Source organism: Ensifer sp. KUDG1, assembly GCF_050434285.1.
Classification (GTDB): domain Bacteria; phylum Pseudomonadota; class Alphaproteobacteria; order Rhizobiales; family Rhizobiaceae; genus Ensifer.
The window spans coordinates 188,169-214,014 of sequence record NZ_JBNDIG010000007.1 but is presented as its reverse complement, the minus strand read 5'-3'; the positions used below and the strand labels follow the sequence as shown (position 1 = coordinate 214,014).

The following is a 25,846-nucleotide window of genomic DNA, read 5'->3' as shown; positions in this document are numbered from 1 at the left end:
GGAGGAACCCATGGCAGAACTTCAATTGCGCAACATCCGCAAGTCCTTCGGCGCCTTCGAGGTGATCAAGGGCGTCAGCATGGATATCCGGGCCGGCGAGTTCATGGTCTTTGTCGGGCCGTCCGGCTGCGGCAAGTCCACGCTGCTGCGGCTGATCGCCGGGCTCGAGGACATCTCGTCCGGCACGCTGTCCTTCGACGGGCAGGTGGTCAACCAGCTGACGCCGTCGAAGCGCGGTATCGCGATGGTGTTCCAGTCCTATGCGCTCTATCCGCATATGACGGTGTTCGAGAACATGTCCTTCGGCATGCAGCTTGCGGGGAAGGACAAGGACCAGTGCAAGAAGCGAGTCGAGGCGGCCGCCGAAATGCTGCAGCTGACGCCCTATCTGCAGCGGCTGCCGCGGCAGCTCTCCGGCGGTCAGCGCCAGCGCGTGGCGATCGGCCGGGCGATCGTGCGCGATCCCAAGGTCTTTCTCTTCGACGAGCCGCTCTCCAATCTCGATGCGGCGCTACGCGTTGCCACCCGCATCGAGATCGCCAAGCTGCATCGCAGCATGCACAAGACGACGATGATCTATGTCACCCACGACCAGGTCGAGGCGATGACATTGGCGGATCGCATTTGCGTGCTACGGGATGGCCGGGTCGAACAGATCGGCACACCGCTCGAACTCTATGAAAGCCCGAACTCCGTCTTCGTCGCCGGTTTCATCGGTTCGCCGAAGATGAACTTTCTGTCCGGCGCACTGGCTGCGCCGTACGATGCCCATACGATCGGCATCCGAGCGGAGCATCTGGAGATCAAGGTGAGTGGGGGTCAATGGTCTGGAACGGTCGTGCATTCCGAAATGCTGGGGTCCGACAGCTACATCTATCTCGACATCGGCGCTGGCGAACCGGTCATCGTCCGGGAAGGCGGCACCTCGCATCACCGGCCGGGCGAGACAATTCACATCTCGCCGCTCGGCGGCAACATCCACCGCTTCGATGCATCGGGGCAGGCACTCGGCCGCGCACCCATGAAAGGGGCTGCCTGACGAGGACCCGATCAAGCTCGAAGACACCCAGAGCTTCGGGGTCGCCAATTCCTGGCGGCCCCATCTATCGTAAGACGACATGCCCACAACGGGCGAACACGCAAGGAGAATGACCGTGCCTATCAGAACAGTCGTTTGGGGCGAGAATATTCACGAGCAGACCAACGAAATCGTCCGCAGCATCTATCCAAACGGGATGCACAACACGATCGCGGCGGCGCTGAATACGGAAGCTGCGATCGAGGCGACGACGGCGACGCTGCAGGAGCCGGAACATGGCCTGAGCGTCGAGCGCCTTGCCAATACCGACGTGCTTTTGTGGTGGGGCCACAAGGACCACGGCGCCGTCAGCGACGAGATCGTCGAGCGGGTTGCCAAGCGCGTCTGGGAAGGCATGGGCCTGATCGTGCTGCATTCCGGCCATTTCTCCAAGATCTTCAAGCGGCTGATGGGCACGCCTTGCGCGCTGAAGTGGCGCGAGGCCGGCGAGCGCGAGCGCGTCTGGGCGATCAATCCGCGTCACCCGATTGCCGAAGGTCTCGACGAAAACTTCGTGCTTGAAAACGAAGAGATGTACGGCGAGCAGTTCTCGGTGCCGGAGCCGCTCGAAACCGTGTTCATCTCGTGGTTTGCCGGCGGCGAAGTGTTCCGCTCGGGGCTCACCTGGCGCCGCGGTGCCGGCAACATCTTCTATTTCCGTCCGGGACATGAGACCTACCCGACCTATCACGACGCCAATGTTCAGAAGGTGCTGCGCAATTCGGTGAAGTGGGCCTACAACGCCGACAACCGCTACACGGCGATCCACGATGCGCCGAACGTGCCGGTCGAAAAGGCGCTGGAGCCGATCGTCGAGCGCGGTCCACGGCTGCACCAGGCCGGCGAAGCGGGATACAGGTGAGCATCATGCGTCTTCTCATTGTAGGAACCGGTGGCATGGCGAACAGCCATGCCCAGGCCTTTGCCAAGATCGAAGGCGTCGAGATGGTCGGCGCTGTCGACGTCGATCCCGCACGGGCCAAGGCTTTTGCCGACAAGCACGGCATTGCCGAGACCTTCACCTCGCTCGACGAGGCGATCGCCTGGGGCAAGTTCGATGCAGCGACGAACGTGACGCCGGACAAGGCGCATCACCCGACAACGCTGGCGCTGATCGCTGCCGGCAGGCATGTGCTCTGCGAAAAGCCGCTTGCCGAGAACTATGCCAAGGCGGCGGAGATGGCCGAAGCGGCCGAGCGTTCCGGTCTGGTGACGATGGTCAATCTCACCTACCGCAACGTCGCACCGCTACAGAAGGCACGCGCCATGGTGCTTGCCGGCGAGGTCGGCAAGCTGCGTCATCTCGAGGCTTCCTACCTGCAGAGCTGGCTCGTTTCCAAGGCCTGGGGTGACTGGGCGACGGAATCGCAATGGCTGTGGCGGCTCTCGACCAAGCACGGTTCGAACGGCGTGCTCGGCGATGTCGGCATTCATATCCTCGATTTTGCCGGCTATGGCGCGGGCACGGATGCCGCCCGGATCTTCGCGCGGCTGAAGACCTTCGACAAGGCGCCCGGCAACCGCATCGGCGAGTATGACCTCGACGCCAATGACAGCTTCGTCATGACGGCCGAGTTCGGCAACGGCGCCATGGGCGTCGTCCATGCCAGCCGCTGGGCGACCGGGCATCTGAACGAGCTGCGGCTGAGGCTGCACGGTGACAAGGGTGCGCTTGAAGTGGTGCACACGCCCGATGGGTCGACGCTGCGCGCCTGCCTCGGCGCGGACGTGGAAACCGCGACCTGGCGCGATGTCGATGCGGGCACCGTTGCGACGAACTACGAGCGCTTCGTGGCTGCCGTCCGCAAGGGCAAGACCGAAGAGCCCGGGTTCCGCCATGCCGCAAACCTGCAGAAGGTCCTCGACCTGGCCATGGAGACGGAAGCCGGGCGGCGCGAGCTTCCCGTCTAAAGCGCCCTTTGCGCGTTCGTATGAACGCGGGGCGCTCTAGCGCGAGTGACGATCGGGGGTGGTGCTTTTGGCAACTCCCCCGCTTTGCGGCCCGGTCCAAGGCGTCACCGCCGAACCGACGGTGTTTTCCATCGACTGGCCGAGCCGCCGCACCTGCGCGTCGTAGTTTCTGCGGGTGTTGGGGTCGAAAATCATGATCGGTGTCGAGACCGCAAGGCTTGCCGCACTGCCGACCGTCTGGGTGGCGCCGAGCGTGACGGCCCCAAGACGCTCGCCGAGCCCGACATCGGAATCGGTTACGGTCTGACCGGCGATCAGGCGGTTGCCAAGCAGCCGCACGACTTCCGGGCTTTCGGCGAACTTGCCGTGGTTCAGCTTGTCGCCGCCCTTCAGCGCCGTCAGGTCGATGACGCTGATGCCTGCCTGCTCCAGCTGCGTGCGGTAGGGCTCGGCGGTCGGATCGATCTGTCCGAGACGGTCGACATTGCCGGAAATACGCCGCGACAGGTTCAGCGCCCGATCGTCGCGCGACACGAACAGCGTGAACTTCGGCCGCTTTTCGCCCATGGCGCGGAGCTGTTGACCGAAGACGTCGACGTCGAGATCGGGTGATGCGAGAATGACGTCGGTGATCTTGGGGGCGATGCGTCCGTCACGGATCGCCATCTGGCGCAGCGCCTCGACTGTCAGCCACGAGCCCATGGAGTGGGCCATCACGGTGATCTCACCAACCGAGGGATTGCTCGCGGCGCGCTTGAGAAGTTCCTCCAGCGCGTCGCGCGAATAGTTGGTGCTTTCCTTGTCGTAATTGTAGTCGAAGATGCTGGCGCGCGAGGGCCAGGTGAAGATCACCGGCGCGACGTCGGTGCCGCTGTCATGCACGATCTGGGCAAAACGGTAGACGGCGTCCTCGTAGCGGTTGTTGAAGCCGTGCACGAAGATCAGTACGCGTCGCGTCTTCGGCAGATTGCCCTTCAGCCAACTCTGAACGTCGTTGCCCTCGTTGAGCGGGGTTACGCTGACGGTCGAGAAATCGCGCTCCGGATTGGCCGGCAGTTTCTTCGGCCACTGCACCTGGCCGACTTCGCGGTTCTTCTCGGGCGGAATGGAGACGACGATCTCCGTTAGAGAAAGCTGTACCGACCGTTCGCCGCTGAAAAGCACGCCCGGCTCTGCGGTCGGCGCGCGTGTCGTCGCCACCATCAGGTCGACCTGCGAGGCGCCGCCCGTCGTGCCCGAAGGCACGAGCACCCCAACCGGGCGGCCGGCGCACGCCGCAAGCGTTGCGGCCAGCAGAAGTGTTGCGGCGATGCGGCTCCAGTGCCCCTTCGAGGTAGAAAACGGACGCAGCAACCAACCCCCCAGTGCCGCATCATGCGGCGCAACCGACCCGAAACATCCGGACCGGTTGTCTCCATGCATGAGAAACGGCCGATTTTCACCCCTCGACCGACCCCAAGCGCCTGTGAGGGCTGCGTTTGCCGGCGGCGATGCGGCAATCATGCAACATTTCGCTACAGGCAGGCCTGGGTAAAACCCCCTTATATTCATTGAAAAGGCTTTGGGCTTTCACTAGCATCGCTTCGACTTTCTCCTGGACGTGACCCGAACGGCCCGTCCGATCTCCCTGAAATGATAAGGAAATTCAGGAATGCAGGCGGTTTTCGATGGCCATAACGACGTGCTTCTGCGTCTGTGGCAGAACGCCCGGAAGGGCCAGGACCCGGTACGCGAATTCGTCGACGGCATCGACCAGGGCCATATCGATGCGCCGCGCGCCAAGGCGGGCGGCCTCGTCGGTGGCCTCTCGGCAATCTACGTGCCCTCGGGTGATCTCGTCCTGCAACCGCCGAACGAGAGCGGTCACTACGAAACACCGCTTTCGGCACCGCTCGAACATTTGCCATCGCTGGCGATCGCCATGGAGCTCGCCGATATCGCCGTGCGCCTCGACCGGGCAGGGGCGTGGAAGCTCTGCCGGTCGACCGCCGAAATCCGCGGGGCGGTCGAAGCCGGCGTCTTCGCCTCGGTTCTGCACATGGAAGGCTGCGAGGCGATCGGCGCGGACCTTTCCGCGCTTGAAACCTTCTATGCCGCGGGCCTGCGTTCGCTTGGGCCTGTCTGGAGCCGCCACAACGTCTTCGGCCATGGCGTGCCGTTCTCCTATCCGATGTCTCCGGACACCGCACCCGGGCTGACGGATGCGGGCTTCGAACTCGTGCGGGCCTGCAACCGTCTGGGCATCCTGATCGATCTTGCACACATCACCGAGAAGGGCTTCTGGGACGTGGCGAAGACCACCGACCAGCCGTTGGTCGCCAGCCATTCCAATGTGCATGCGCTGACCCCGGTTGCGCGCAACCTGACAGACAAGCAGCTCGACGCGATCCGCGAAAGCAAGGGCCTTGTGGGGCTCAACTACGCGACGACGATGCTGCGCGCCGACGGGCAGGAGAATGCCGCAACGCCACTTTCCGACATGGTGCGCCATGTCGATTATCTCGTCGAACGCATGGGCGTCGAGTGTGTCGCACTCGGTTCGGACTTCGACGGGGCGACGATCCCAGAGGGGATCGCTGATGCTGCCGGTAGCCAGGCGCTCGTTGCAGCGCTCAGAAGCGCCGGATATGGTGATGCCGAACTGGCAAAGATATGCCGGGAGAACTGGTGGAGAGTTCTGGGGCAGGCTTGGCACGAGGCCGCCTGAATCCATGAAGAAGGGGCCCAAAAGGGCGCAAACGAGGGAACTGCAAACATGATGCACAAGCTCAATGGACGTCTTCGTCTTCTGACGGCTTCTGCGGCGCTGGCCATGGTGATGGCTGCAACCGCACCGGCCTTCGCGGAAACGCCGAAGGACACGCTGGTCGAAGCCTTTGCGATCGACGACGTCATTACCATGGATCCGGGCGAAGCCTTCGAGCTGACCGCGGCCGAAATCACCGGCAACACCTACAGCATGCTGGTGCGCCTCGACATCAACGACACGACCAAGGTCGTCGGCGACCTCGCCGACAGCTGGACCGTGTCCGACGACGGCCTGACCTATACGTTCAAGCTGAAGCCCGGCCTGAAGTTCGCTTCCGGCAACCCGGTGACCGCTGAAGACGTCGCCTGGTCGTTCGAGCGCGCCGTGAAGCTCGACAAGAGCCCGGCCTTCATCCTCACCCAGTTTGGCCTCACCGGCGACAACGTGACGGAAAAGGCCAAGGCAACGGATGAGCAGACCTTCGTCTTCACCGTCGATCAGGCCTATGCGCCGAGCTTCGTGCTCAACTGCCTGACGGCAACCGTGGGCGCCGTGCTCGACAAGAAGCTCGTTCTCGAAAACGTCAAGCCGGTCACGCCGACGGACGAGTACAAGTACGACAACGACTTCGGCAACGAATGGCTGAAGACCGGCTATGCCGGTTCCGGCCCGTTCAAGCTGCGCGAATGGCGCGCCAACGAAGTCATCGTGCTCGAGCGCAATGACAACTTCTATGGCGAACAGGCCAAGCTCGCCCGCGTCATCTATCGCCACATGAAGGAAAGCTCGGGCCAGCGCCTGGCGCTGGAAGCGGGCGATATCGACGTGGCGCGCAACCTCGAGCCTGGCGATTTCGACGCCGTTTCGAAGAATGGCGACCTTGCCACGACGAACGCGCCGAAGGGCACGGTCTACTACATCAGCCTCAACCAGAAGAATGCGAACCTCGCCAAGCCCGAAGTGCGCGAAGCGTTCAAGTACCTGGTCGACTACGATGCGATCGGCTCGACCCTGATCAAGGGCATCGGCGAGATCCACCAGAGCTTCCTGCCGAAGGGCGTTCTGGGCGCGATCGACGAGAACCCCTACAAGCTCGACGTCGCCAAGGCGAAGGAACTGCTGGCCAAGGCTGGTCTCGCTGACGGCTTCACCGTCACCATGGACGTTCGCAACGGTCAGCCGGTCACCGGCATTGCCGAGTCCTTCCAGCAGACCCTCGGCCAGGCCGGCGTGAAGCTCGAGATCATCCCGGGCGACGGCAAGCAGACGCTGACGAAGTATCGTGCCCGTAACCACGACATGTATATCGGTCAGTGGGGCATGGACTATTTCGACCCGAACTCGAACGCCGAAACCTTCACCAGCAACCCTGACAACTCCGACGAAGGCAAGAACAAGACCCTTGCCTGGCGCAATGCCTGGGACGTTCCGGAGCTGACGAAGAAGACCAAGGACGCTCTGCTCGAGCGCGACAGCGCCAAGCGTGCGGAGACCTACAAGGAACTGCAGAAGACGGTGCTGGGCGAAAGCCCGTTCGTCATCATCTTCCAGCAGACCGAAGTCGCCGGCTACCGCGGCAACGTCAAGGGCCTGAAGCTCGGTCCGAGCTTCGACACCAACTTCGTCGCCGGCATCACCAAAGAATAAGCCGTCTCGAAGGAATAAACCGAAAGGATCGTTCCCTTGAGCATGAGCGGAACAGGGACAGTGGACGGGCGCAAACGCGCCCGTCCCGGTAAGATCGTGGCAGCGGTGCTGCGCTTTCTTGTCGTTGTCATCACCACCTATCTCGGCCTTCTGGCCGTCACCTTTTTTATCGGTCGGGTCATTCCGATCGACCCGGTTCTGGCCGTTCTCGGCGACCGGGCGCCGACGCATGTCGTCGAAAGGACGCGCGAGGCGATGGGGCTCAATCTGCCCCTCTACCAACAATTCTTCATCTATGTCCGCCAGGCGCTGACCGGTGACTTCGGCATTTCGGTGCTGACGACCAATCCGGTCATGACCGACATTCGTCGCGTCTTCCCGGCGACCATGGAACTCGCGACGCTCGGCACGCTCATAGGCGCCCTGTTCGGCGTTCCGCTCGGCGTGCTTGCCGCCGTCAAGCGCGGCAGCATTGCCGACCAGATCGTGCGCGTCATCGGCCTCGTCGGCTATTCCGTGCCGATCTTCTGGCTGGCGCTTCTGTCGTTGCTGGTGTTCTACGCGCGGCTGAAGTGGGTTGCCTATCCCGGCCGTATCGATATCGTGTTCGAATACACGTTCACGCCGATCACAGGCTTCTATCTGTTCGATGCGCTCTGGCAGCGGCAGTGGGATGTGCTCTGGGACGTGTTCCGCCACATCATCCTGCCGGCCTCGCTGCTCGGCTATTTCTCTCTGGCCTATATCAGCCGCATGACGCGCAGCTTCATGCTCAACGAGTTGCAGCAGGAGTATATCGTCGCGGCGCGCGCCAAGGGCCTGTCGGAGACCCGGATCATCTGGGGCCATGCGCTCCGGAACGCGGCCGTGCCGCTCGTCACCGTGATTGCACTTTCCTACGCAGGCCTGCTCGAAGGTTCGGTCTTGACCGAAACCGTCTTCGCCTGGCCGGGCCTCGGTCTCTACATCACCAATTCGCTGCAGAATGCCGACATGAACGCCGTGCTTGGTGGCACCATCATCATCGGTTCGGTCTTCATCGGCATCAATCTCCTGTCCGATCTTCTCTACCGGACGCTCGACCCGAGGACGCGCCAGCGATGAGCACCGTTACCGAAACCCGTCCGATGACGCGTCGCGAATGGCTGCTGTCCGATCGCCCGCAGTCGCGCACCCAGGCGCGGCTCGGCCGCGCCTACATGACGTGGCAGCGCTTTGCCGCCAACAAGCTTGCCGTTCTCGGCTTGCTCATCCTGCTGGCGCTGGTCTTCGTTGCCGCCTTCGCCGATCTCCTGGCGCCGCATTCGCCCTATATCGGCGATCTCGCCAACGCCCGTCTGCTGCCGCCGGGAACCCCTGGCTACCTGCTTGGCACCGACGATCTCGGCCGCGATATTCTCTCGCGGCTGATCCACGGCTCGCGGCTGACGCTGGCCGTCGTGCTTCTCGTTGCGATCATCGCTGCACCTGTCGGGCTCATCGTCGGCGCGGTCGCCGGCTATGCTGGCGGCTGGGTCGATGCCGTGCTGATGCGCATCACCGATATCTTTCTCGCCTTCCCGAAGCTGGTGCTGGCGCTCGCCTTCGTGGCAGCGCTCGGACCGGGCATCGAGAACGCCGTCATCGCGATCGCCATCACCTCCTGGCCGCCCTATGCGCGTATCGCCCGCGCCGAGACGCTGACGGTGCGTAACTCCGACTACATCGCCGCTGTTCAGCTCATGGGCGCGTCGCCGATCCGCATCGTCTTCCGCCATGTGATGCCGATGTGCATGTCGTCGCTGATCGTGCGCGTCACGCTCGACATGGCCGGCATCATCCTGACGGCTGCCGGCTTGGGCTTCCTCGGCCTCGGCGCTCAGCCGCCGTTGCCGGAATGGGGTGCGATGATCGCGTCTGGCCGCCGCTTCATCCTCGACCAGTGGTGGGTGGCAACCATGCCCGGCATCGCGATCCTGATCGTCAGCCTCGGCTTCAACCTGCTCGGTGACGGTCTGCGCGATGCGCTCGATCCGCGGGAGAGCGGCCAATGAGTGCGCTTCTGACCGTTGAAGACCTCAAGGTCTCGTTCCCGACCCGCACCGGCCTCGTAGAGGCCGTGCGCGGCGTCTCCTTCACGCTCGGCCGCGAACGCCTCGGCATCGTCGGCGAAAGCGGCTCCGGCAAGTCGCAGACCGGCCGGGCGATCATGGGGCTGACGCCGGGTCATGCGCAGGTGACGGCAAAGCAGTTGAACTTTGACGGTATCGACCTGCTTGCCGCATCGCCGAAGGTTCGAAGGGACCTGAGGGGCAAGCGCATTGCCATGATCCTGCAGGATCCGAAGTACTCGCTGAACCCGGTGATGAGCATCGGCCGGCAGATCGTCGAGACGCTAAGGCAGCACGAGAATGTCGGCCGCAGCGAGGCCCGGGAGCGGGCGCTCGACATGCTCTCGGCGGTGCAGATCCGCGATCCGAAGCGTGTCTACGATCTCTATCCGCACGAGGTTTCGGGCGGCATGGGCCAGCGCGCGATGATCGCGATGATGCTTGTTGCCGGGCCGGAACTGCTGATCGCCGACGAGCCGACCTCGGCGCTCGACGTGACGGTGCAGCTCGAAGTGCTCGGCATCCTCGACAAGCTGGTGGCCGAGCGTGGCATGGGCCTGATCTTCGTGTCGCACGACTTGCGCCTGGTCTCCTCCTTCTGCGACCGGGTGATCGTCATGTATGCCGGCCGGATCGTCGAGGAACTGGCCGCATCCGAGCTTGCCAATGCCAAGCATCCCTATACCCAAGGTTTGCTGAACTGCATGCCGGCGATCGGATCCGATCGTCATCCGCTGCCGGTTCTCGACCGCAAGCCGGAGTGGGCCCAATGACCTCTGCCGTTTCCGTTTCGAACCTTTCCGTCACCTATGACGAGTTCAAGGCGCTGAACGACGTCAGCGTCGAGATCGCACCCGGCGAATCCTTCGGGCTGGTCGGCGAGTCCGGATCGGGCAAGTCGACCTTGCTTCGGGCGATCGCCGGTCTCGCGCCGGTCACGGGCGGCGCCATTCGCGTGCACGATCGTGTCCTGCAGGGGGCAAAACGCGACAAGGCCTTCTACCGCGCCGTGCAGATGGTGTTTCAGGATCCTTACGGCTCGCTGCACCCGCGTCAGACGATCGACCGGCAATTGCTGGAACCGCTGGCGGTCCACGGCGTTGCCGACGGCGAGCGACGCATCCTGAAGGCGCTGGACGAGGTCGGTCTCGGGTCGGGTTTCCGTTTCCGTTATCCGCACCAGCTTTCGGGCGGTCAGCGCCAGCGCGTTGCGATCGCTCGCGCGTTGATCCTAGAACCCTCGATCCTGCTGCTCGACGAACCGACCTCGGCGCTTGACGCTTCGGTGCAGGCGGAAGTGTTGAACCTGCTCGAACAGGTCCGGCGCGACCATAAGCTGACCTTCATCATGGTCAGCCATGACCTCGGCGTCGTCACCCATATGTGTGACCGGCTGGCTGTGATGCAGGGTGGACGCGTGGTCGAGCGCCTGTCCTCAGCGGATCTCGTCGCCGGGCGTATCGGTGAGGATTACACGCGCAGCCTCATGGTCGCGAGCAAGGGCTTTCAGCGCAAGGACGCTGCTGTCACCGCGTGACGGTATGGATACAAGCGGGGCCATTGTCCCGCTTGTATCGCTTCATTTCGAAGCATCCGGTGCCCAAGCCCGGCGCGTTAAGCGCTTTGCCGCCAGACCGAGGTCGAGTCGGTGATCACCTTCTGGATGCGGCGCTGCTCGCGCCATTCCCGACCCATATCCTTGATGACCGGCTGCGACTCGGGCGAGAAGATATAGTTGCGGCGGCTGGCGACATAGGCCTCCATCGCCGGGTTGACGCCCGAATAGAACTGCTTCTCCGGATCGCGCGAGAGGTCCATCAGACCGGCGCATTGGCGCGCGAAGTCGCCGCGAAGGATCGACGGCGACGTCGTGAATTTCGGGAACGTGCGAAACAGCGGGATCTTGATCCCGAACAGATACGCGTATTCGTTGCGCCGGTGGAAATGGCCCTTGCGGCGGATATCCCAGTTCTGGTCCGCCGTATGGAACGAGACCTGGCTGATCGCCGGATCGGCGAACGGCGTCAGCAGTTCCTCACCTATGTCCCGCAGCGAGATCCAGTCGTCCTCCAGATGGAAGACGTAGTCGGCGCTGGTGGCCGACCAGAGCTTCGCGACGGCCGCGCAAAAGCCCGGGCTCTCGGGCTGGAAAACGGTTCCGTCGGGGAAATGGTTGCGGAAAATCTCGACGCAGGCGCAATGATCCTCTTCCGACCCGAAAACCGGATCGAGATTGAGATAGGCGCCGCGCAGGTCGAGCCTGGAAAAGATTTTGTCCCGGAAACTCGCCAGCGTCTGGGCAAGCAGGTCCGGGCGCCGGGTGGCGACAAGGCATAGGTCAATCGTGGACATAGCACCTCCTTGGGTGCATTTTTTTCAACCGTCAATACCCACGCCACCCCTGACGTTCACTTAGATCGTGCCGAATTTACGGCAAAGTCACCGAATTTACGGCAAAGCGACCTAAGGCGATCAATAAAGTCGATTTTGGGTGGCTCAACGCGGTCTGGTTGAGAACTGTCCACACGTCCCGGTCGCTCGTATTAGAAGACGCTCAGCTTCGGAATGGCGACGACGAAGCGGCCGCCCCAGTCGCGAATTGCCTCGTTGTCTGCGACGATTTCGGTCTTCAGGTTCCAGGGCAGGATGACCAGATAGTCGGGCTTCGCATCCTCGATCACCGTCGGCGCGTGCACCGGAATATGGGTGCCGGGCAGGAGCTTGCCCTGCTTCAGGTCGTTGCGATCGACGGCGAAGGCAATCTCGCTGGGCGACAGGCCGCAGACATTGAGGAAGGTGTTGCCCTTCGCCGCAGCGCCATAGGCGGCTACGGTTTTTCCCTCGGCCTTGGCGTTTGCCAGGAAGTTCTGAAAATCCTTGCAGACGGCGGCAATGCGGTCGTCGAACGCCGTGTAGGTCTCCATCCGCATCAGCCCGGCAAGCGCCTCGGTCGCCCGCAACCGCTCGAGCTCCAGCGTCGTCTCGCGTACGCCGGATCTCAGCTGCGCATAGACGCGCAGCGAGCCGCCATGGGTCGGCAGTTCCTCGACGTCGAAGACCTTGAGGCCGGAGCTTTCGAAGATGCGTTCGACGGCCGCCAGCGACAGATAGGAATAGTGCTCGTGGTAGATCGTGTCGAACTGCACGCCTTCCATCAGGCGCAGCAGGTGGGGGAACTCGAACGTCGCAACGCCATCGGGCTTCAGCAGGATGGCGAAGCCGCCGACGAAGTCGGCGATATCGGGAACATGGGCGAGCACGTTGTTGGCCGCCGTGAGGTCGGCGCGAATGCCGCGCTTGACGAGTTCCGTTGCCGTCCCCCGTCCAAAGAAGGCGACCTCGGTCGGCACCTGGCGCTCCTCGGCCAGCCGGGCGGCATTGGCGGCCGGCTCGATGCCGAGTGCCGGGATGCCCTTGGCGACGAAATACTGCAGCAGATAGCCATCATTCGAGGCGATCTCGACCACCTGCGAATTGTCGTCGAGCGCGAAGCGCTCGGTCATGCTCTCGGCATAGCGGCGCGCGTGTTCGAGCCAGCTTGTCGAGAAGGAGGAGAGGTAGGCATAGCCGTCGGTGAAAATCTCGTCGGCCGGCACGTTTTCCGTCGTCTGCACCAGCAGGCACTCGGAGCAGACCATCGCTTTCAGCGGGAACGAGCGCTCGCGGGCGATGGCTTCCTGCGTCGGTTCGAGAAAGGAATTGGACCAAGGTGTGGAACCCAGGTCGGCAACGACGGTCTTGAGCGGTGTCGAGCAGAAACGGCAGTTGTGGGACATCGAAGTCGTTAGCCTCTCATGAATGCGTCGATTTGGCTGAGTGTCAGGTCACGGGCGTCGGCGCCGCGGCGCCAGCCGTCGTACCAGCGCGCGGTCCAAGCGATGGCCTCGTCTTGGGATAGGCGTGTTGCCCATGGCAGCGTGCGTGCGGCGAGCGCCGGGTCGAGCCCGAGCGTCTTCATCTCGTGCGGCTGGTCCTCGGATGAGGTGTCGCGCCATTGCGCGGGCAAGCCCATTGCTGTCTGGATCGCGGCGGCAACGTCGCGGACGGGGATCTGTCGCTCTTCGGGAGCCGGGCCGAAATTCAGCGCGGCCACATCGGTCTCGCCGCCATGAAGCGCCTCGGCATAGACGAAGTATCCGTTCAGGCAGTCGAGAACGTGCTGCCAGGGCCGTGTCGCCATCGGGCTGCGGATGTCCAGTGTCTCGCCCGAAAGGGCAGCTCGAACGATATCCGGAACCAGCCGGTCGGTGGAAAAATCGCCGCCGCCGAGCACATTGCCGCCACGGGCGGTCGCCACCGCTATGCCGCGTTCACGCAGATAGGAATCCCGCCAGGTCGAGACGACCAACTCGCAGGCGGCCTTCGAACCGGAATAGGGATCATGGCCGCCGAGCACGGCGTCTTCCGGAAAATGCCGGCCGCTTTCGTCGTTGCGGTAGACCTTGTCCGTGGTGACGACCAGAACGGTCTTGAGGGAAGGGGCCGCGCGTGCCGCCTCCAGCAGGCGCACCGTGCCCATGACGTTGACGTCGAAGGTTTCGACCGGCGTCCGGTAGCTCTCGCGAACCAAAGGCTGGGCCGCCATGTGAAGGACGATCTGCGGGTCGCAGGCGCGCACGGCAGATGCGAGCGTGTCGCCGTCGCGGATGTCGGCGAAATGTTCGTCCGTGGCCGTTTCAGATCCGAGCAGTGCGTGCAGCGAGGGTGTGGCCGCCGGCGACAGGCCGTAGCCGGTCACCTCTGCGCCCATCTGCGTCAGCCACAGGCGGGCCCAGCTTCCCTTGAAGCCGGAGTGACCAGTCAGCATCACCCGCTTTCCGGCCCAGAAGGACGGGTCTGCAAGTCTGCTCATGCCCAGACTTTCCAGGGGGCCGCTCCGCTCTGCCAGAGGTCTTCGAGCTGGTTCTTGTCGCGCAGAGTATCCATCGGCCGCCAGAAGCCGGTGTGCTCGAAGGCCATCAACTGGCCGTCTGCGGCGAGCCCTTCCAGAGGCCCCGCTTCGAACGGCGTCTGATCGCCTTCGATGCGATCGAGCACCGAGCGGTTGAGGACGAAGAAGCCGCCATTGATGTGGCCGTTGTCGCCTGCCGGCTTTTCGATGAAACTTCTGACCCGTCCGTCGCTGACGGCGAGCGCGCCATAGCGGCCGGGCGGAACCACGCTCGTGACCGTCGCCTGGCGGCCATGATGGCGGTGGAATTCGGTGAGCGCCTTGATGTTGATGTCGGCGACGCCGTCACCATAGGTAAGGCAGAACGTATCGCCGAGATGGTCGGCCACGCGCTTCAGGCGTCCCCCGGTCATGGAGTCCGTTCCGGTATCGACGAGCGTCACGCGCCAGGGCTCGGCCTTGTTGGAATGAAACAGGGTCTCGCCCGTCGCCATGCAATAGGTGACGTCGGAGGAATGCAGCACGTAGTTGGCGAAGTATTCCTTGATCATGTAGCCGCGATAGCCGAGGCAGATCACGAAATCCGAGAAGCCGTAGTGGCTGTAGATCTTCATGATGTGCCACAGGATCGGCCGTCCGCCGATTTCGATCATCGGCTTTGGCCTGAGATGGCTCTCCTCCGAGATACGCGTGCCATAACCACCGGCGAGAATGACGATTTTCATGCGACCCAGTCCCGTGCTTGCGTCCGCCCCCGGCACGACGCATTCCTGACTTCTAATATCCGGGCGAGCTTGCGCGTGGGTGGTCTCCGAAACGCTGTGGTCAGGCGGCGAGGCAGCCGCGCAGGACCTCGACCACGCGGCCGATCTCGTCGGATGTCATGTCGTGATAGCTCGGCAGGTTGATCGCGCGCCCCGGCAGGTCATAGGCCATGGCGTTCGCAGGCGCCTCGTCAAAGGGCGGCAACGAACTCAGCGGCCAGAAGAAGACGCGGGCGTCGATGTTCTCGGCCGCAAAGGCACCCTGCAGAGCCTCTCGGGTGACGCCGGTTTCCGGTGCAAAGACGACGGTCGGCATCCAGAAGCCGTTCTTCGTTCCCTCGGGCTCTGGATTCATGGCAATGGCGTTCACGCCAGAAAGTTGCTCGCGATAGGCGTAGAAGATCTCGCGCTTGCGATCGACGAGCTCGCCGACGCGCTCGATCTGTGCGAGGCCGATGGCGGCCTGCAGGTTCGACATCTTGTATTTGAAGCCGATCTCGTCCGGCCAGAACTGCTTTTTCTGCCCCCGCGCGCGGCCGTGATTGGAAAGCGTCAGCACCTTTTCGTAGAGCGTCTCGTCGCTGGTGACGAACATGCCGCCTTCGCCCGTCGTCACGGTCTTAGTGCCGTGGAAGGAGAAAGCGCCAAAAGCGCCGAGCGATCCGGCCTTGCGGCCATGCCACTCGGATCCGAGCGCCTCTGCGGCATCCTCGACGACGGGGATGTTGTGCCGGGCACCGATCTCAAGCAGGCGGTCCATGTCACAGAGATTGCCGTAGATATGGACGGCGATGATCGCCTTGGTTTTCGGCGTAATCGCTGCTTCCGCCTTTTCCGGATCGACGCACCAGCTGTCTGCAAGGACGTCAACGAAAACCGGTTTTGCCCCGAGGTGAACGATAGGCGCAGCCGATGCCGTCCAGTTGGTGTCCGCAAGGATCACTTCGTCGCCGGGGCCGACGCCGTGCGCGGCGAGCCCCATGTGCAGCGCGCCGGTGCAGCTCGACGTCGAAATCGCGTGCGTCGAGCCGAGATGCGCGGCAAAGGCCGCCTCGAAGCGGTTGATATAGTCGTAGCAGCGCTCGCCCCAGCCATTGGCCGCCGCATCGGTCGCATAGGCCACTTCACGGTCGGTGATCGAGGGTTTGGTGTAGAGGATGCGGGGTTTCATCGGGAGCACTTGGTGAATCGGGAGGTCGTACGGGGCGAGGGGTGCCGGGCGGGATTTCACGATGTTTCGTCCCGCTCCGGCCTCTTGCTAGTGCGCTCGTCAGAGCCAGACGTGGTCAAGCCCATCCCGCTGCAGCCAGGGTTGCGCGGCAATCGCAGCACGGGCCTTGAGCGGGTTGAGGCCGATGAACAGCGCTTCGGCCTCCTGCGGCAGTTCCTCGGGCGAAAGCACCGGGATGCCGAAATGGGTGGCGCCCTTCATGTTCTCGTTGCGGTCGAGGAACGCCACGACGTCGACGGCCTGACCGATCCGGCAATAGATCCAGCTTCCGTAGAAACCGGCGCCGTAGATCGCGACCTTACGCTTGGCGTAACGCTCGCTACCGCCCTGAAGCGTTTCGGATGCACGATCCCAGAAGGAGCAGATGTCGCGAGCCTCCTTGGCTGCATCGGCGGGCTCAGCCGATGTGCCGGACATCTCGACAGGCCCCTCCGTGCGGCGCGCTACGACGAAGAAGGCGCCGGGGAACGAGGCGTTGTCGATCGCCTCAACCTGGAAGCCGGCCGCCGCCAGCGCGTGGGCGATCGATGCGCCGCTGAAGTGGTTGAGATGGTCGGCCACCGCCATGTCACCCGGATTGCCGGCGACGTCAGGCACGGAAAACAGGAAGGCGCCGTTCAGCCGCAGGAGGTCGCGCACGTCGCGCATGAAGCCGACGGGATCCGCCACGTGCTCGATCACGAAATGGCTCATGACGGCGTCAAAACGACCATGCCAGGTTTCCGGCACGGAATAGACGGTCTGTGCCGCTTCCGGCACCCAGCCTTGCCATGCGGCCACATAGTCGGCACTGACATCAAAGACATGGGGGCGGAGATCGTCGCGAACCGCCGTCATCTTGCGCAACGTATCGGCCTTGGCGGCGCCATAGTCGAGGATGTTGGCGCCTTCCGGCAGGTCGAGCAATCGCAGCGCCAGCGCCGCCTGATGGTCGGTGCGATAGGTGATGGTTCCGTCGGCCGCGACCGAAAAGATCTGGTCGTGGTTCTCGCTGTTCAGGGAGATCCGATAGCCGGTGTCGTAAAAAGCCTGGATGTCGGGAATATCGTCGCTCTGCGCGTGGCCGCAGGTCTCGCAGACGAAGACGCGCGTCGCGACGTCGAGCAATGTCATGATCGACGTCAATGCGGGGGCGGGCACCTCATAGGTCGCACTCCCGATATGGCCGCCACAAACCCGGCAGGCCGTCATGCAAGCTCTCCTTCCGGTGCCACCAGCTCCGGCAGCACTTCAGCGAACTTGACGCCGGCGGCGAACGAGCCCTTCCAGCCGATGCGGACGCCGACGGGTTCGGCGAAGTTGAAATAGCGGAACTGAATGCTCCAGCGCGGCGTCTGCGAAACGTTGTGGCCGGACTGATGCAGTGTCAGGAAATCCATCAGGATCAGGTCGCCGGGCTTGCTGAGCGGGGCAACGTGCTTGTAGCGCGCCAGGCGCTCCTCGCCCTTGTGCAGGTGCAGCGCGTAGGCGCCAGTCTTGCCGACACCGGCATCGTCCTCATAGACGGGGACCAGCCCTTCGGCCTGCGATCCTTCGGCGATCTGAACCGGGCCCATATCGGCCGTCACCGGCAGCAGCGGGGTCCAGAAGACGATTCCGTCGAGGCTGCGCAGTTGCGATGGGAATTCCTGGTGCCACTGTGCGCGGAACTTCTCTTCCCCGGGATTGTCGATGCGCATGCCATAGCCGCCGGCGGCAATGCCCGGCATGCTGCCGGGGCGCAGCGCCTTGAAGACATCGTCGTTGGCGGCAGAACTCACCAGGCGCATGAAGGCGGGTATCTGCTTGACTGCATCGTAGACCTCGCCGCCCCAGGAGCGGTTGACCGCAATCAGCTTGCGGTAGGCGATGGTCATCGCCTCATGCGCAGTACCGGTCGGCGCATCAACACCGTACTTCTTGCAGATCAGTTCGAGAACCTGGCGCACGCCCTCCTGGATTGGGGCGACCTCCGACTGGATGTCGTAGAAGCCGGGAACGACGTGATAGCCATTGGCGTTGAATTCCTGGCGCGCGCTTTCGGAGATGATGGTGCCCTTTTTCATGATACGCCTGTTTCCTCCTTCAGGAATTCCTGCCATGGGGTGGTAGTTGGTAACAAATGCTTGCGTGCGTCCGGGCCGGTGCGCGCGATAAGGTCCAGCACGGAAACATAGGGCGTGAAGGTTTCGCGAGGCTGTGGCCACGGCGTGCAGCTGTAATTCATGTATTCGACGTTGACGCCGGCCGCCTCGAAAGCGTGATGATCGAGGTAATTGGCCGCACCATGCCCGGTCAAATAGCGCGTGCCTCCCGCCGAAAGCACCAGGTCGAGCACCCGTTGCCACGAGGTGCCATCGATCGCCATTTCGCTCGATCGGCGTGAGGCCCGTTCGGCGCCGATGCCGAGATAGCGGGCAGGGAGGTCGATGCTGGCAATCAGAAGATCGCAGATCGCGTCGTGGGCATAAACCTCGTCGAAGATTGCCAGCGCATCATCGATGTAGGGCGCGGCGCTCAGCGACTGGCGCAGGAGCGAGCGATGGCTGGTCCGCCAGGTGTCGCCGGTTGCCGACAGGTTCTGGATCTTCTGGAAGCTGCCCTTGCCGGCAAGAGGAATCGTCATCCAGCTTCGGTCGTCACCGTTCAGGAGCTGGATACGATTGGTGAAGCTGCCTTTCGAAAATTGCGCATCATCGAGATAGATGTAGCTATCGGCGAGCATCAGCTGCTCGAAGAAGCCCGGCCAGGGAAAAAGCATCGGCTGGGAAATGACGACGGCTGTCATGTCAGGTCAGTTTCAGCTTTCGCTCGAGGAGGAGAACATTATGGGTCTCGCCGAGACTGTCGGTGAAGTGATCTTCCAGCGTGCCGACAACATGGTAGCCGACCGAGAGGTTGAGTCGCAGCGCGGCAAAATTGTCGACCCGGACTTCCGAGAGCAGCTTGATCAGGCCAAGCTCTTCGCGGGCGACGCGCACGAGTTCTCTCAGCGTGGCCTGGCCGAGGCCTCGCCCGCGCGCCTTCGCGGCCAGCGAAATGCCACCGAAACCGGTGCGGTTCTTTCGGTGAACCTGGCTGACCTGGGTGTATCCGACGGGCTCGTCCGCTGCGGTGTCGACGATCATCCGGAACATGCCGCCCGGATCCTGGCGTCGGCGCTCGACCCAGGCCCGCAACGAGGCGTCGTCCAGCGCGTCCGGAACGGTCAACAGCAGCGATTGCAGCGGCAGATCCCGGCGCAGTTCGAAAAGGAGGGGGAGATCGTCCTCGATAACATCGCGAAAGGCAACGCGGCCTACGTCCGATCCTACTTCTTGACGCAACGCAGGTAGCCTCCTGGCGAACTGGAAAGGACGAGCTTACCGTTCAGTACCTCATCGACCGCGAAGCGATCTGTTTCCTTGAGATAGGCGTTGAGCGCAGCATACGGCTCGTCGCCGGGATGCCAGACTTTTGAGCGCTTCGTCGGTGTCTGGGATGCTTCGCCCCAGCCAAGCAGCGTGTCGGCAACGACCGCATACTGCCCCTCGGTCACCAGCGGACCATAGGTGCGCAATTCATCCAGTACGTGGTCGCGGCTGTGGTCGCTGTCGAGCACGATCATCACCGAAGCGCCCGGCGGAATCTCGGCCTTCACCTTCTCAAGCGTCTCGGCCGCAGTCGACGGGCCCTCGATCAGCTTGATGCGGGGGGACATCGGGTGATTTTCGATGGAGTCGCGATTATGGGCGCGGATGTCGATATCGACGCCAATGACCTTGCCCTTGCCGATCAGCTGCAGCATCGCCGCCATGAAGATCACCGAGCCGCCGCGCGCGACGCCCGTTTCGATGATAATGTCGGGCTTGGTGTTCCAGATGACTTCCTGGGTCGCCATCACATCGGCCGGCATCTGGATGATCGGCACGCCCATGAAGGACCAAAGATAGGAGTAGTCGTACTTGTCGAGCGTTACCAGGGTGTCGAGCGACTGCTGGAAGGCGTCCTCGTCCTTGCCGAGCGCGAGCGCCATTTCCGTCTTGTGGGCTTCGAATGCGAGACGATCGTCTTCCACTGCCATTGCTGCCTGACACCCTTTTTTGGATACAACCTACGGATACGCCTCGACCGCGAATCGCGATAAATGGCGCTTTCACCGATTCGTAACGCTTTCCTGTGAACGCTTTCATGTCGGCAATTGCAAATACGGTCAAGGCCGGTTTCTTAAGGGCGAAAAGACGGGTAGAGCTTGGTTCTGGCGGAAGGAACCATGTCGCGATTCGATCGAATTTCTACACCCATAGCGGGTCTCATCGTCGTCGAGCGGCAACGCAGGGGCGATGATCGCGGTTTCTTCTCGCGCTTCTTCTGTCGCGAGGCGCTGGCCGATTTCGGTGGCGATGGAAAGATCGCGCAGATCAACCACACCCTGACGCAGGCAGCAGGCACGATCCGTGGCCTGCACTTCCAGCAGGCGCCGCACGACGAGGCGAAATTCGTCTCTTGCCTTTCCGGCGCGGTCTTCGATGTGGCGGTCGACCTGCGGCCGGATTCTCCGACCTATCTGCAATGGCATGGCGAAGTGCTGAGCGCGGACAACGGCCGCTCGATGATGATCCCCGGCGGTTTTGCCCATGGGTTCCAGACGCTGACCGAGGACTGCGAGCTGATCTATCTGCACGACAAGCCCTATGCGCCCGAGGCCGAAGGCGGGCTCAACCCGCTCGATCCAAGGCTCGCGATCGACTGGCCCCTGGCGGTCTCGCAGATGTCGCCGCGCGACCAGGCGCTCCCCTTGCTGCCGAACAGGATCGCCGCCGCCCGTCGTTGACTTCGTGAGGGATGGGAGGACAATGACTTCTCCGCGCCACCACGAGAGAGAAGGGGTGTCGACGATGACGATCGCCAGAAAACTTCAGGACTATATCGACGGTTCGGGTGTCGCTTACGACACCGTTGACCATCACCGCACCGCGACCACCAGCCAGACGGCACGAGCCGCGCATGTGCCGGGCAGCCGGCTTGCCAAGTCCGTGGTCGTTCACCACGAAATGGGCTACGTGCTCGCCGTCGTGCCGAGCACGCACCGGGTCGAACTCTCGACCCTGCAGGACGTGATGGACCGCCGCCTCGGCCTCGCCTCGGAAGAGGAAGTCTGCAATCTCTTCGCCGATTGCGACATCGGCGCCGTGCCGCCGGTCGGTTCGGCCTATGACGTTCCGGTTCTGCTCGACGAAAGCCTCGGCGATGTAAGTGACGTCTATTTCGAGGGCGGCGATCATCGGACGCTGGTGCATATGAGCGGCGCGAATTTCCGCAACCTGATGCGGGGCGCACAGATCGCCCGCTTCAGCCATCCGGCGTGACGGGCCGGTCAGAACGTGCTCACTTGCGCCGGCGTGCCGCTGGCCGCCATTCGGTGGCACCATCCGCTTGAAGCGGGAAGGGACCGCCAACCGGTGGTCGAGAGTTGCTGTACCCGATTTTGGCCCGTCGGGCTTGTCAAAGCGCACGCTTGGCGGCACCATCGCGCTCGACGGACACCTTTATCTAGCTGGGTTGGGGGATCGATGGTGCACATACGCTCTGCGAATATGTCCAAGTCTCTGGCAGTACTGCTGGTTGCGGCCAGCGTTCAGGCCTTCGGCTCTTCGGCACATGCCGAAGGCGTCCTGTTTGATCAATTTCCGTTTGCCGTCGCCTGCGAATACAAGGGCACGCAGCACGCCTTCTATCTGTCCAAGGTGACGGAGGACGGCACCGCGACCTACATGGCCTCGGACAACTTCGCCGGCACGATCACGCTGCATGGCGAGGCCAAGGCGGTTGGCTCCGATGCCGGCGGAAGCTGCCTTGGAAAGACGCTCGCGGAGCTGCGAGCCTCAGGGCAGGCCCGCGATATCAAGTAATCTGCCTTGTGTTGTCGGCGATCGCGGCCGATGCTCGCCCGGTGCTTGAGATGCGCCCGGCGCAGCGTCGCTTTGTGGCGGTGAGGCAAAGGGAAGCTCATCTGTTGTGAGCTTTGATGGTGTCTCCTACCTGCCCTGTTGGCGTCCACAGTGAGAAGAGCCAATCTATTGGGCGGCCGTCATGAAAGAATCGATGCTTGAGAATTTTCTGTTGTAGCAGTTCAAAAATCTGATTTACTGCAGCCTCGCTAATTGGCTTTCGGGGGATATTGCCGATGGTGTGGACCCGCAGGGAAACTATGCTTGGTGGTTTGGCGCTGCTTGGCGCCAACGCGCTTCAGAGCCCGGCACTCGCAAAGGCGACATCCTATTTTTCCGGCCCGGCCGTCGATAACGGCGTCACGTACCGGAGCACCAATTTCGCCAATATCGACAGGAAATGGCAACGCCAGGTCGTCAAATACTTCAGCAGCGAGCCGATCGGCACCGTCGTCGTCGATACCAGGCACCACTTTCTCTACCTGATCATGGAGAACAAGACGGCCATCCGCTATGGCGTCGGCGTCGGGAAAGAAGGCTTCAAGTGGTACGGCCGCGCGACGATCGACCGCAAGTCGCTCTGGCCGCGCTGGACGCCGCCGCCGGAGATGCGCGAGCGCCACCCCGAACTGCCTGAGTTCGTCGAGGGCGGCTCGCCGAAAAATCCGCTTGGACCCCGCGCCATGTACCTGCTGCGCGACGGCGTCGATACCGGCTACCGCTTCCACGGCACGCTGGAGCCCGGCAGCATCGGCAAGGATGCCTCCAGCGGCTGCATCCGCATGTTCAACGAGGATGCGATCGACCTCTACCAGCGTTGTCCGATCGGCACGGCGGTGCAGGTGCTGCCGCATATCGCCGACAAGGCCCCCGAGGTCAGCCAAGCAACCCCGGTCGCAACTCCGGTCGAATGAGGAATATCACCCGATGCCTGCTATGACCGGATTGACGAGGCTGCTGTCGGCGGCCGCCATTCTCTTGACGCTTGCTTCCTGCAACACTACCGAAATCGCCGCGGTCGAAGAGCCAGCAGCCGTGCCGATGACCGGAAAAACCGACGACCCGGCGCCTGGCTTCGAGACCGTTTCCGTCGGCACCGAGGAGGACTTTATCCTCAATGTCGGCCGCCGGACCTACTTCACCCAGGATTCTTCCACACTCGACAGCGTCGCCAAGGCGACGCTCGACAAGCAGGCGATCTGGCTCAACAGCAACCCGCGCTGGCTGGTGAAACTGCAGGGCTTCTCCGACGACAGCGGTTCCGCCTCCAAGATGGAAACCCTGTCGCAGAAACGCGCCGACGCGGTGATGGCCTATCTGGTGTCCAAGGGCGTCGACCCCAACCGCCTCTGGGCCAAGGGCTACGGCAACGACCGCGAAGTGCGCGACTGCACCGAGCGCTCCTGCAAGGTCCAAAACCGCCGCGTTGTCTCCAATCTCAGGATGGAACGCGACGCGACTTGAGCGGGCTCTGTTCGCAAAAGCAGAACTCGATCGCGAGAATCATTGTGCGCAGGCGGACGAGCGCTTTTGCGGGTCAGTTCGCTTAAAGGCGGACAGTCTGGCTGAAACTTAAATGGCGCACCCGACAGGATTCGAACCTGTGACCTTTGGAATCGGAATCCAACACTCTATCCAGCTGAGCTACGGGTGCATCCGTTTGGCGGCAGGGCCGCCGAAGCAGGCTGTGAGCGGTTCTTAGCCTAGCTTGCGCGTCGCTTCAATGGTCATTGCAAGAGATTGTGGTAGAAACAGCCATCCTGTGCCCGCGTTGTGATCGCGGCGCATCGCTTCGGGCAATGGCGCCGGGCGATAGCCAACCCAAATGACCGGATCACCCACCCGATGTAGCTAGAATTGGTCAGGCAAACCGCCTTGCGACGAGGCGCTGTGCGTTATAAATTCGTCGTTATAGATAATTCTAAATTAATATACCCAGTGCTCGAGTAGGCAAGCGTTCCAGTAACCAAGTGCTCCAGTACCCAGTGCTCGCGTAATTGCTTCAGGCGAGGGGGCAGATTTTGGTCAACCGATATCTCACGACCGGCGAACCGGCGTTGGAGAGGCTGCGCTCCGATCCCGTATTGATGTGTCTGGTTGCGCTCGCGGCCGTGCTTTTCGTGCTGAACACCTGGAACGGTATCGGCATCCTTCCGGATTCGACGCGTTACATGCAGATCGTCAGCACGCCCTATGACGCGCCGCTTTACGCGTGGATGCTGGGTGCCGGGGGATCCCTTGGGTTTGCGCTCGAGCATGTCGCGCTCGGCATCGCCTTTCTGCTTTATCTTCTCAATACCTGGCTCGTCGTTTCGCTGTTCAGGACGGCGCTGCCGGACCAGCCTTTCTTCGTGACCGTCGGAACGCTTTTGATCATCGTCAATCCGACTTTCCTCTGGACGAGCACGATCGCGATGTCGGAGGCGCTGTTCCTGGCGCTGACGTTTCTCGGCATCCGTTTCTTCATTCGCTACATGCGCGGCGAGGGGCGCAGACCCTTGCTTGCCTCATCCACCTGCGTCGGGTTTGCCATGCTCGCTCGCTTCGTGGCGCCTCCGGTGGGGGCAGCCTTTGCCACCATCGCGCTCTTCTACAATTCGGCGCGGTCTCTTCGCCAAAGGCTCCTCGACGTCGCCCTCCTGTTCGTCGGTAGCGCCGGTATCTTTCTTTCTTGGGTGATCGTCAGCAAGCTGCTGGTCGGCCGGTCGGTCGGCCGCGCGCTCTGGTTCTATGGCAATGCCGATGCCGACCGCTGGCTGGGCGGACTGTCGCTTCTGGCGAGCTTTCTGCTGCCGAGCCAGGTGCCGCAGGTGATCCGCATCCCGGTGCTGCTTCTCGCGCTCGTCGCGGCGACGGTTGTCCTGGTGCAGACGCTGAAGCGAAACTGGCCCGAACGCCGGCCGGACGACCGCGATCTGATGACGCTCATCTTCGGCCTGTTTGGATATTTCTACCTGCTGTTCGTCGTGCTTGCCGTGCATGTGGAGGCGAACCTGCAGCTCAACACGCGCTACTCGCTTCCCTTCTATGTCGCCATCATCTTCGTCCTGGTGATTGCAGCGGCAGACTATTGCGGTCGCGTCGATGCCGCACCGGTCGTTCGCCGTTCGCTGGCGCTGATCCTGCTCTGCCTTCTTGCCATCCACGGACTGCGCAGCACCGCCCAGACGGCGGAAGCCTTTCGCGAAGGGGTGGGCTTTCAGAGCACGGCCTGGAAGTCGTCGCCGATCGTTCGCGCCGTCAGGGCGTTGCCGGCCGATGCGGTCATCTTCACCAATGCCTGCGACCCGCTCAATTTCCTGACGCGCCGCTCGACGGACTGGATACCGTCCCATAGCGAGCGGCGCACCGGCCTTGAAAGCGATGCCGGTCCGCTCGACCTGCAGCTCGAGCGGTTTCGCGAGGATATGGCGCAGAAGAATGCCTATGTCGTCTTTGTCGATGCGATCGACTGGCGGTTCTACCTGGTGACGGAGAAAGAACTCGTCAAGCTCGCCAAGCTGAAGCTCGTGCGCTCCGAGAGCGATGGTCGCATCTACCAGACGGCAAATACCGGGGCGCCGTAGGCGCCCGAGA

26 protein-coding genes and 1 tRNA gene are annotated in these 25,846 nt (G+C 62.7%); 15 read left to right on the top strand and 12 right to left on the bottom strand.

All coding sequences use genetic code 11. The features are described from left to right. Nucleotides 1–10: 10 nt before the first annotated feature. From M2267_RS18910 to M2267_RS18900, 3 genes are all read left to right on the top strand, one after another. Entirely contained in the window at nucleotides 11–1,039 is a 1,029-nt protein-coding gene (locus M2267_RS18910; protein WP_043611727.1) for an ABC transporter ATP-binding protein, read from the top strand. Nucleotides 1,040–1,148: 109 nt separating this feature from the next. Beyond that, on the top strand, nucleotides 1,149–1,940 hold the full coding sequence (locus M2267_RS18905; protein WP_371258817.1) for a ThuA domain-containing protein: 792 nt from the start codon (nucleotides 1,149–1,151) through the stop codon (nucleotides 1,938–1,940). A gap of 5 nt (nucleotides 1,941–1,945) precedes the next feature. Continuing rightward, the gene (locus M2267_RS18900; RefSeq protein ID WP_043611760.1) at nucleotides 1,946–2,989 is read left to right on the top strand and encodes a Gfo/Idh/MocA family protein; all 1,044 of its coding nucleotides are present in this window, start codon (nucleotides 1,946–1,948) and stop codon (nucleotides 2,987–2,989) included. Between the two features lie 36 nt (nucleotides 2,990–3,025). Here M2267_RS18900 and M2267_RS18895 read toward each other — a convergent pair whose 3' ends face one another. Beyond that, entirely contained in the window at nucleotides 3,026–4,300 is a 1,275-nt protein-coding gene (locus M2267_RS18895) for an alpha/beta hydrolase (RefSeq protein WP_245281562.1), read from the bottom strand. A 340-nt stretch (nucleotides 4,301–4,640) separates the two neighbouring features. On the opposite strand from M2267_RS18895, the gene M2267_RS18890 reads away from it, so the two are divergent. The 6 genes from M2267_RS18890 to M2267_RS18865 are packed head-to-tail and all read left to right on the top strand — an operon-like array spanning nucleotide 4,641 to nucleotide 11,012. After that, nucleotides 4,641–5,696 (top strand): dipeptidase, encoded by a 1,056-nt coding sequence (locus M2267_RS18890; protein WP_429116167.1) that lies wholly within the window; start codon nucleotides 4,641–4,643, stop codon nucleotides 5,694–5,696. Nucleotides 5,697–5,744: 48 nt separating this feature from the next. Then, a complete protein-coding gene (locus tag M2267_RS18885) occupies nucleotides 5,745–7,385 on the top strand; it encodes an ABC transporter substrate-binding protein (protein WP_429116165.1) in 1,641 nt (546 codons plus the stop codon). Between the two features lie 42 nt (nucleotides 7,386–7,427). Next, nucleotides 7,428–8,489, top strand: a complete 1,062-nt coding sequence (locus M2267_RS18880; protein ID WP_043611720.1) for an ABC transporter permease — start codon at nucleotides 7,428–7,430, stop codon at nucleotides 8,487–8,489. Beyond that, nucleotides 8,486–9,418: an ABC transporter permease gene (locus M2267_RS18875; RefSeq protein WP_043611718.1), complete on the top strand. Its 933-nt coding sequence runs from the start codon at nucleotides 8,486–8,488 to the stop codon at nucleotides 9,416–9,418. The genes M2267_RS18880 and M2267_RS18875 overlap by 4 nt, the downstream gene beginning before the upstream one ends. After that, on the top strand, nucleotides 9,415–10,248 hold the full coding sequence (locus M2267_RS18870; protein WP_043611715.1) for an ABC transporter ATP-binding protein: 834 nt from the start codon (nucleotides 9,415–9,417) through the stop codon (nucleotides 10,246–10,248). Before M2267_RS18875 ends, M2267_RS18870 begins: the two co-directional genes overlap by 4 nt. Continuing rightward, nucleotides 10,245–11,012 carry an ABC transporter ATP-binding protein gene (locus M2267_RS18865; protein ID WP_429116162.1) on the top strand — a complete coding sequence of 256 codons (768 nt, stop codon included), beginning with the start codon at nucleotides 10,245–10,247 and terminating at the stop codon, nucleotides 11,010–11,012. The genes M2267_RS18870 and M2267_RS18865 overlap by 4 nt, the downstream gene beginning before the upstream one ends. Before the next feature lie 77 nt (nucleotides 11,013–11,089). Here the strand turns inward: M2267_RS18865 and M2267_RS18860 are convergent, their stop codons facing one another. From M2267_RS18860 to M2267_RS18815, 10 genes are all read right to left on the bottom strand, one after another. Next, nucleotides 11,090–11,827 (bottom strand): hypothetical protein, encoded by a 738-nt coding sequence (locus M2267_RS18860; RefSeq protein ID WP_429116160.1) that lies wholly within the window; start codon nucleotides 11,825–11,827, stop codon nucleotides 11,090–11,092. A gap of 191 nt (nucleotides 11,828–12,018) precedes the next feature. Then, nucleotides 12,019–13,251, bottom strand: a complete 1,233-nt coding sequence (locus M2267_RS18855) for a methyltransferase domain-containing protein (RefSeq protein WP_429116158.1) — start codon at nucleotides 13,249–13,251, stop codon at nucleotides 12,019–12,021. A gap of 8 nt (nucleotides 13,252–13,259) precedes the next feature. Next, nucleotides 13,260–14,327 carry a CDP-glucose 4,6-dehydratase gene (gene rfbG / locus M2267_RS18850; RefSeq protein ID WP_429116156.1) on the bottom strand — a complete coding sequence of 356 codons (1,068 nt, stop codon included), beginning with the start codon at nucleotides 14,325–14,327 and terminating at the stop codon, nucleotides 13,260–13,262. Further along, nucleotides 14,324–15,091, bottom strand: coding sequence for a glucose-1-phosphate cytidylyltransferase (gene rfbF, locus M2267_RS18845; protein ID WP_043611707.1), 768 nt, complete (start codon nucleotides 15,089–15,091; stop codon nucleotides 14,324–14,326). The genes rfbG and rfbF overlap by 4 nt, the downstream gene beginning before the upstream one ends. Before the next feature lie 100 nt (nucleotides 15,092–15,191). Then, nucleotides 15,192–16,301 (bottom strand): DegT/DnrJ/EryC1/StrS family aminotransferase, encoded by a 1,110-nt coding sequence (locus M2267_RS18840; RefSeq protein ID WP_429116154.1) that lies wholly within the window; start codon nucleotides 16,299–16,301, stop codon nucleotides 15,192–15,194. Nucleotides 16,302–16,400: 99 nt separating this feature from the next. After that, a complete protein-coding gene (locus M2267_RS18835) occupies nucleotides 16,401–17,552 on the bottom strand; it encodes a methyltransferase domain-containing protein (RefSeq protein WP_043611702.1) in 1,152 nt (383 codons plus the stop codon). After that, complete coding sequence (locus M2267_RS18830; protein ID WP_043611700.1) at nucleotides 17,549–18,406, bottom strand: phytanoyl-CoA dioxygenase family protein; 858 nt, start codon at nucleotides 18,404–18,406, stop codon at nucleotides 17,549–17,551. The genes M2267_RS18835 and M2267_RS18830 overlap by 4 nt, the downstream gene beginning before the upstream one ends. Beyond that, the gene (locus tag M2267_RS18825) at nucleotides 18,403–19,128 is read right to left on the bottom strand and encodes a WbqC family protein (protein WP_043611697.1); all 726 of its coding nucleotides are present in this window, start codon (nucleotides 19,126–19,128) and stop codon (nucleotides 18,403–18,405) included. The genes M2267_RS18830 and M2267_RS18825 overlap by 4 nt, the downstream gene beginning before the upstream one ends. 1 nt (nucleotide 19,129) lies before the next feature. Beyond that, complete coding sequence (locus M2267_RS18820; RefSeq protein ID WP_082005872.1) at nucleotides 19,130–19,666, bottom strand: GNAT family N-acetyltransferase; 537 nt, start codon at nucleotides 19,664–19,666, stop codon at nucleotides 19,130–19,132. Beyond that, a complete protein-coding gene (locus M2267_RS18815; protein ID WP_043611694.1) occupies nucleotides 19,651–20,403 on the bottom strand; it encodes a cephalosporin hydroxylase family protein in 753 nt (250 codons plus the stop codon). Before M2267_RS18815 ends, M2267_RS18820 begins: the two co-directional genes overlap by 16 nt. Nucleotides 20,404–20,592: 189 nt before the next feature. Here M2267_RS18815 and rfbC point away from each other — a divergent pair, with 189 nt between their 5' ends. The 5 genes from rfbC to M2267_RS18790 all read left to right on the top strand — a co-directional run bounded on the left by rfbC (nucleotide 20,593) and on the right by M2267_RS18790 (nucleotide 23,734). Beyond that, nucleotides 20,593–21,153 (top strand): dTDP-4-dehydrorhamnose 3,5-epimerase, encoded by a 561-nt coding sequence (gene rfbC / locus M2267_RS18810; RefSeq protein ID WP_429116151.1) that lies wholly within the window; start codon nucleotides 20,593–20,595, stop codon nucleotides 21,151–21,153. Between the two features lie 64 nt (nucleotides 21,154–21,217). Continuing rightward, complete coding sequence (locus tag M2267_RS18805; RefSeq protein WP_034794215.1) at nucleotides 21,218–21,688, top strand: aminoacyl-tRNA deacylase; 471 nt, start codon at nucleotides 21,218–21,220, stop codon at nucleotides 21,686–21,688. A 228-nt stretch (nucleotides 21,689–21,916) separates the two neighbouring features. After that, nucleotides 21,917–22,231, top strand: a complete 315-nt coding sequence (locus M2267_RS18800) for a hypothetical protein (RefSeq protein WP_429116149.1) — start codon at nucleotides 21,917–21,919, stop codon at nucleotides 22,229–22,231. Between the two features lie 275 nt (nucleotides 22,232–22,506). Further along, nucleotides 22,507–23,184, top strand: coding sequence for a L,D-transpeptidase (locus M2267_RS18795; RefSeq protein ID WP_043611686.1), 678 nt, complete (start codon nucleotides 22,507–22,509; stop codon nucleotides 23,182–23,184). A gap of 13 nt (nucleotides 23,185–23,197) precedes the next feature. Continuing rightward, the gene (locus M2267_RS18790) at nucleotides 23,198–23,734 is read left to right on the top strand and encodes an OmpA family protein (RefSeq protein WP_429116147.1); all 537 of its coding nucleotides are present in this window, start codon (nucleotides 23,198–23,200) and stop codon (nucleotides 23,732–23,734) included. A 113-nt stretch (nucleotides 23,735–23,847) separates the two neighbouring features. On the opposite strand, the gene M2267_RS18785 is transcribed toward M2267_RS18790, so the two are convergent. Then, a tRNA-Arg gene (locus M2267_RS18785) sits at nucleotides 23,848–23,924 on the bottom strand. 367 nt (nucleotides 23,925–24,291) lie between these two features. On the opposite strand from M2267_RS18785, the gene M2267_RS18780 reads away from it, so the two are divergent. Beyond that, a complete protein-coding gene (locus M2267_RS18780) occupies nucleotides 24,292–25,836 on the top strand; it encodes an ArnT family glycosyltransferase (protein WP_429116145.1) in 1,545 nt (514 codons plus the stop codon). The last annotated feature ends 10 nt before the right edge of the window (nucleotides 25,837–25,846 follow it).

Bases quoted from the DNA above. Each gene is read 5' to 3' on its own strand.
- M2267_RS18800 (WP_429116149.1), top strand. From the start codon at position 21,917: ATGTCCAAGTCTCTGGCAGTACTGCTGGTTGCGGCCAGCGTTCAGGCC.
- M2267_RS18910 (WP_043611727.1), top strand. From the start codon at position 11: ATGGCAGAACTTCAATTGCGCAACATCCGCAAGTCCTTCGGCGCCTTC.
- M2267_RS18795 (WP_043611686.1), top strand. From the start codon at position 22,507: ATGGTGTGGACCCGCAGGGAAACTATGCTTGGTGGTTTGGCGCTGCTT.
- M2267_RS18880 (WP_043611720.1), top strand. From the start codon at position 7,428: ATGAGCGGAACAGGGACAGTGGACGGGCGCAAACGCGCCCGTCCCGGT.
- M2267_RS18870 (WP_043611715.1), top strand. From the start codon at position 9,415: ATGAGTGCGCTTCTGACCGTTGAAGACCTCAAGGTCTCGTTCCCGACC.
- M2267_RS18805 (WP_034794215.1), top strand. From the start codon at position 21,218: ATGACGATCGCCAGAAAACTTCAGGACTATATCGACGGTTCGGGTGTC.
- M2267_RS18840 (WP_429116154.1), bottom strand. From the start codon at position 16,301: ATGAAACCCCGCATCCTCTACACCAAACCCTCGATCACCGACCGTGAA.
- M2267_RS18875 (WP_043611718.1), top strand. From the start codon at position 8,486: ATGAGCACCGTTACCGAAACCCGTCCGATGACGCGTCGCGAATGGCTG.
- M2267_RS18855 (WP_429116158.1), bottom strand. From the start codon at position 13,251: ATGTCCCACAACTGCCGTTTCTGCTCGACACCGCTCAAGACCGTCGTT.
- rfbG (WP_429116156.1), bottom strand. From the start codon at position 14,327: ATGAGCAGACTTGCAGACCCGTCCTTCTGGGCCGGAAAGCGGGTGATG.
- M2267_RS18825 (WP_043611697.1), bottom strand. From the start codon at position 19,128: ATGACAGCCGTCGTCATTTCCCAGCCGATGCTTTTTCCCTGGCCGGGC.
- M2267_RS18790 (WP_429116147.1), top strand. From the start codon at position 23,198: ATGCCTGCTATGACCGGATTGACGAGGCTGCTGTCGGCGGCCGCCATT.
- M2267_RS18865 (WP_429116162.1), top strand. From the start codon at position 10,245: ATGACCTCTGCCGTTTCCGTTTCGAACCTTTCCGTCACCTATGACGAG.
- M2267_RS18835 (WP_043611702.1), bottom strand. From the start codon at position 17,552: ATGACGGCCTGCCGGGTTTGTGGCGGCCATATCGGGAGTGCGACCTAT.
- M2267_RS18860 (WP_429116160.1), bottom strand. From the start codon at position 11,827: ATGTCCACGATTGACCTATGCCTTGTCGCCACCCGGCGCCCGGACCTG.
- M2267_RS18900 (WP_043611760.1), top strand. From the start codon at position 1,946: ATGCGTCTTCTCATTGTAGGAACCGGTGGCATGGCGAACAGCCATGCC.
- rfbC (WP_429116151.1), top strand. From the start codon at position 20,593: ATGTCGCGATTCGATCGAATTTCTACACCCATAGCGGGTCTCATCGTC.
- M2267_RS18890 (WP_429116167.1), top strand. From the start codon at position 4,641: ATGCAGGCGGTTTTCGATGGCCATAACGACGTGCTTCTGCGTCTGTGG.
- M2267_RS18815 (WP_043611694.1), bottom strand. From the start codon at position 20,403: ATGGCAGTGGAAGACGATCGTCTCGCATTCGAAGCCCACAAGACGGAA.
- M2267_RS18905 (WP_371258817.1), top strand. From the start codon at position 1,149: ATGACCGTGCCTATCAGAACAGTCGTTTGGGGCGAGAATATTCACGAG.
- M2267_RS18885 (WP_429116165.1), top strand. From the start codon at position 5,745: ATGATGCACAAGCTCAATGGACGTCTTCGTCTTCTGACGGCTTCTGCG.
- M2267_RS18830 (WP_043611700.1), bottom strand. From the start codon at position 18,406: ATGAAAAAGGGCACCATCATCTCCGAAAGCGCGCGCCAGGAATTCAAC.
- rfbF (WP_043611707.1), bottom strand. From the start codon at position 15,091: ATGAAAATCGTCATTCTCGCCGGTGGTTATGGCACGCGTATCTCGGAG.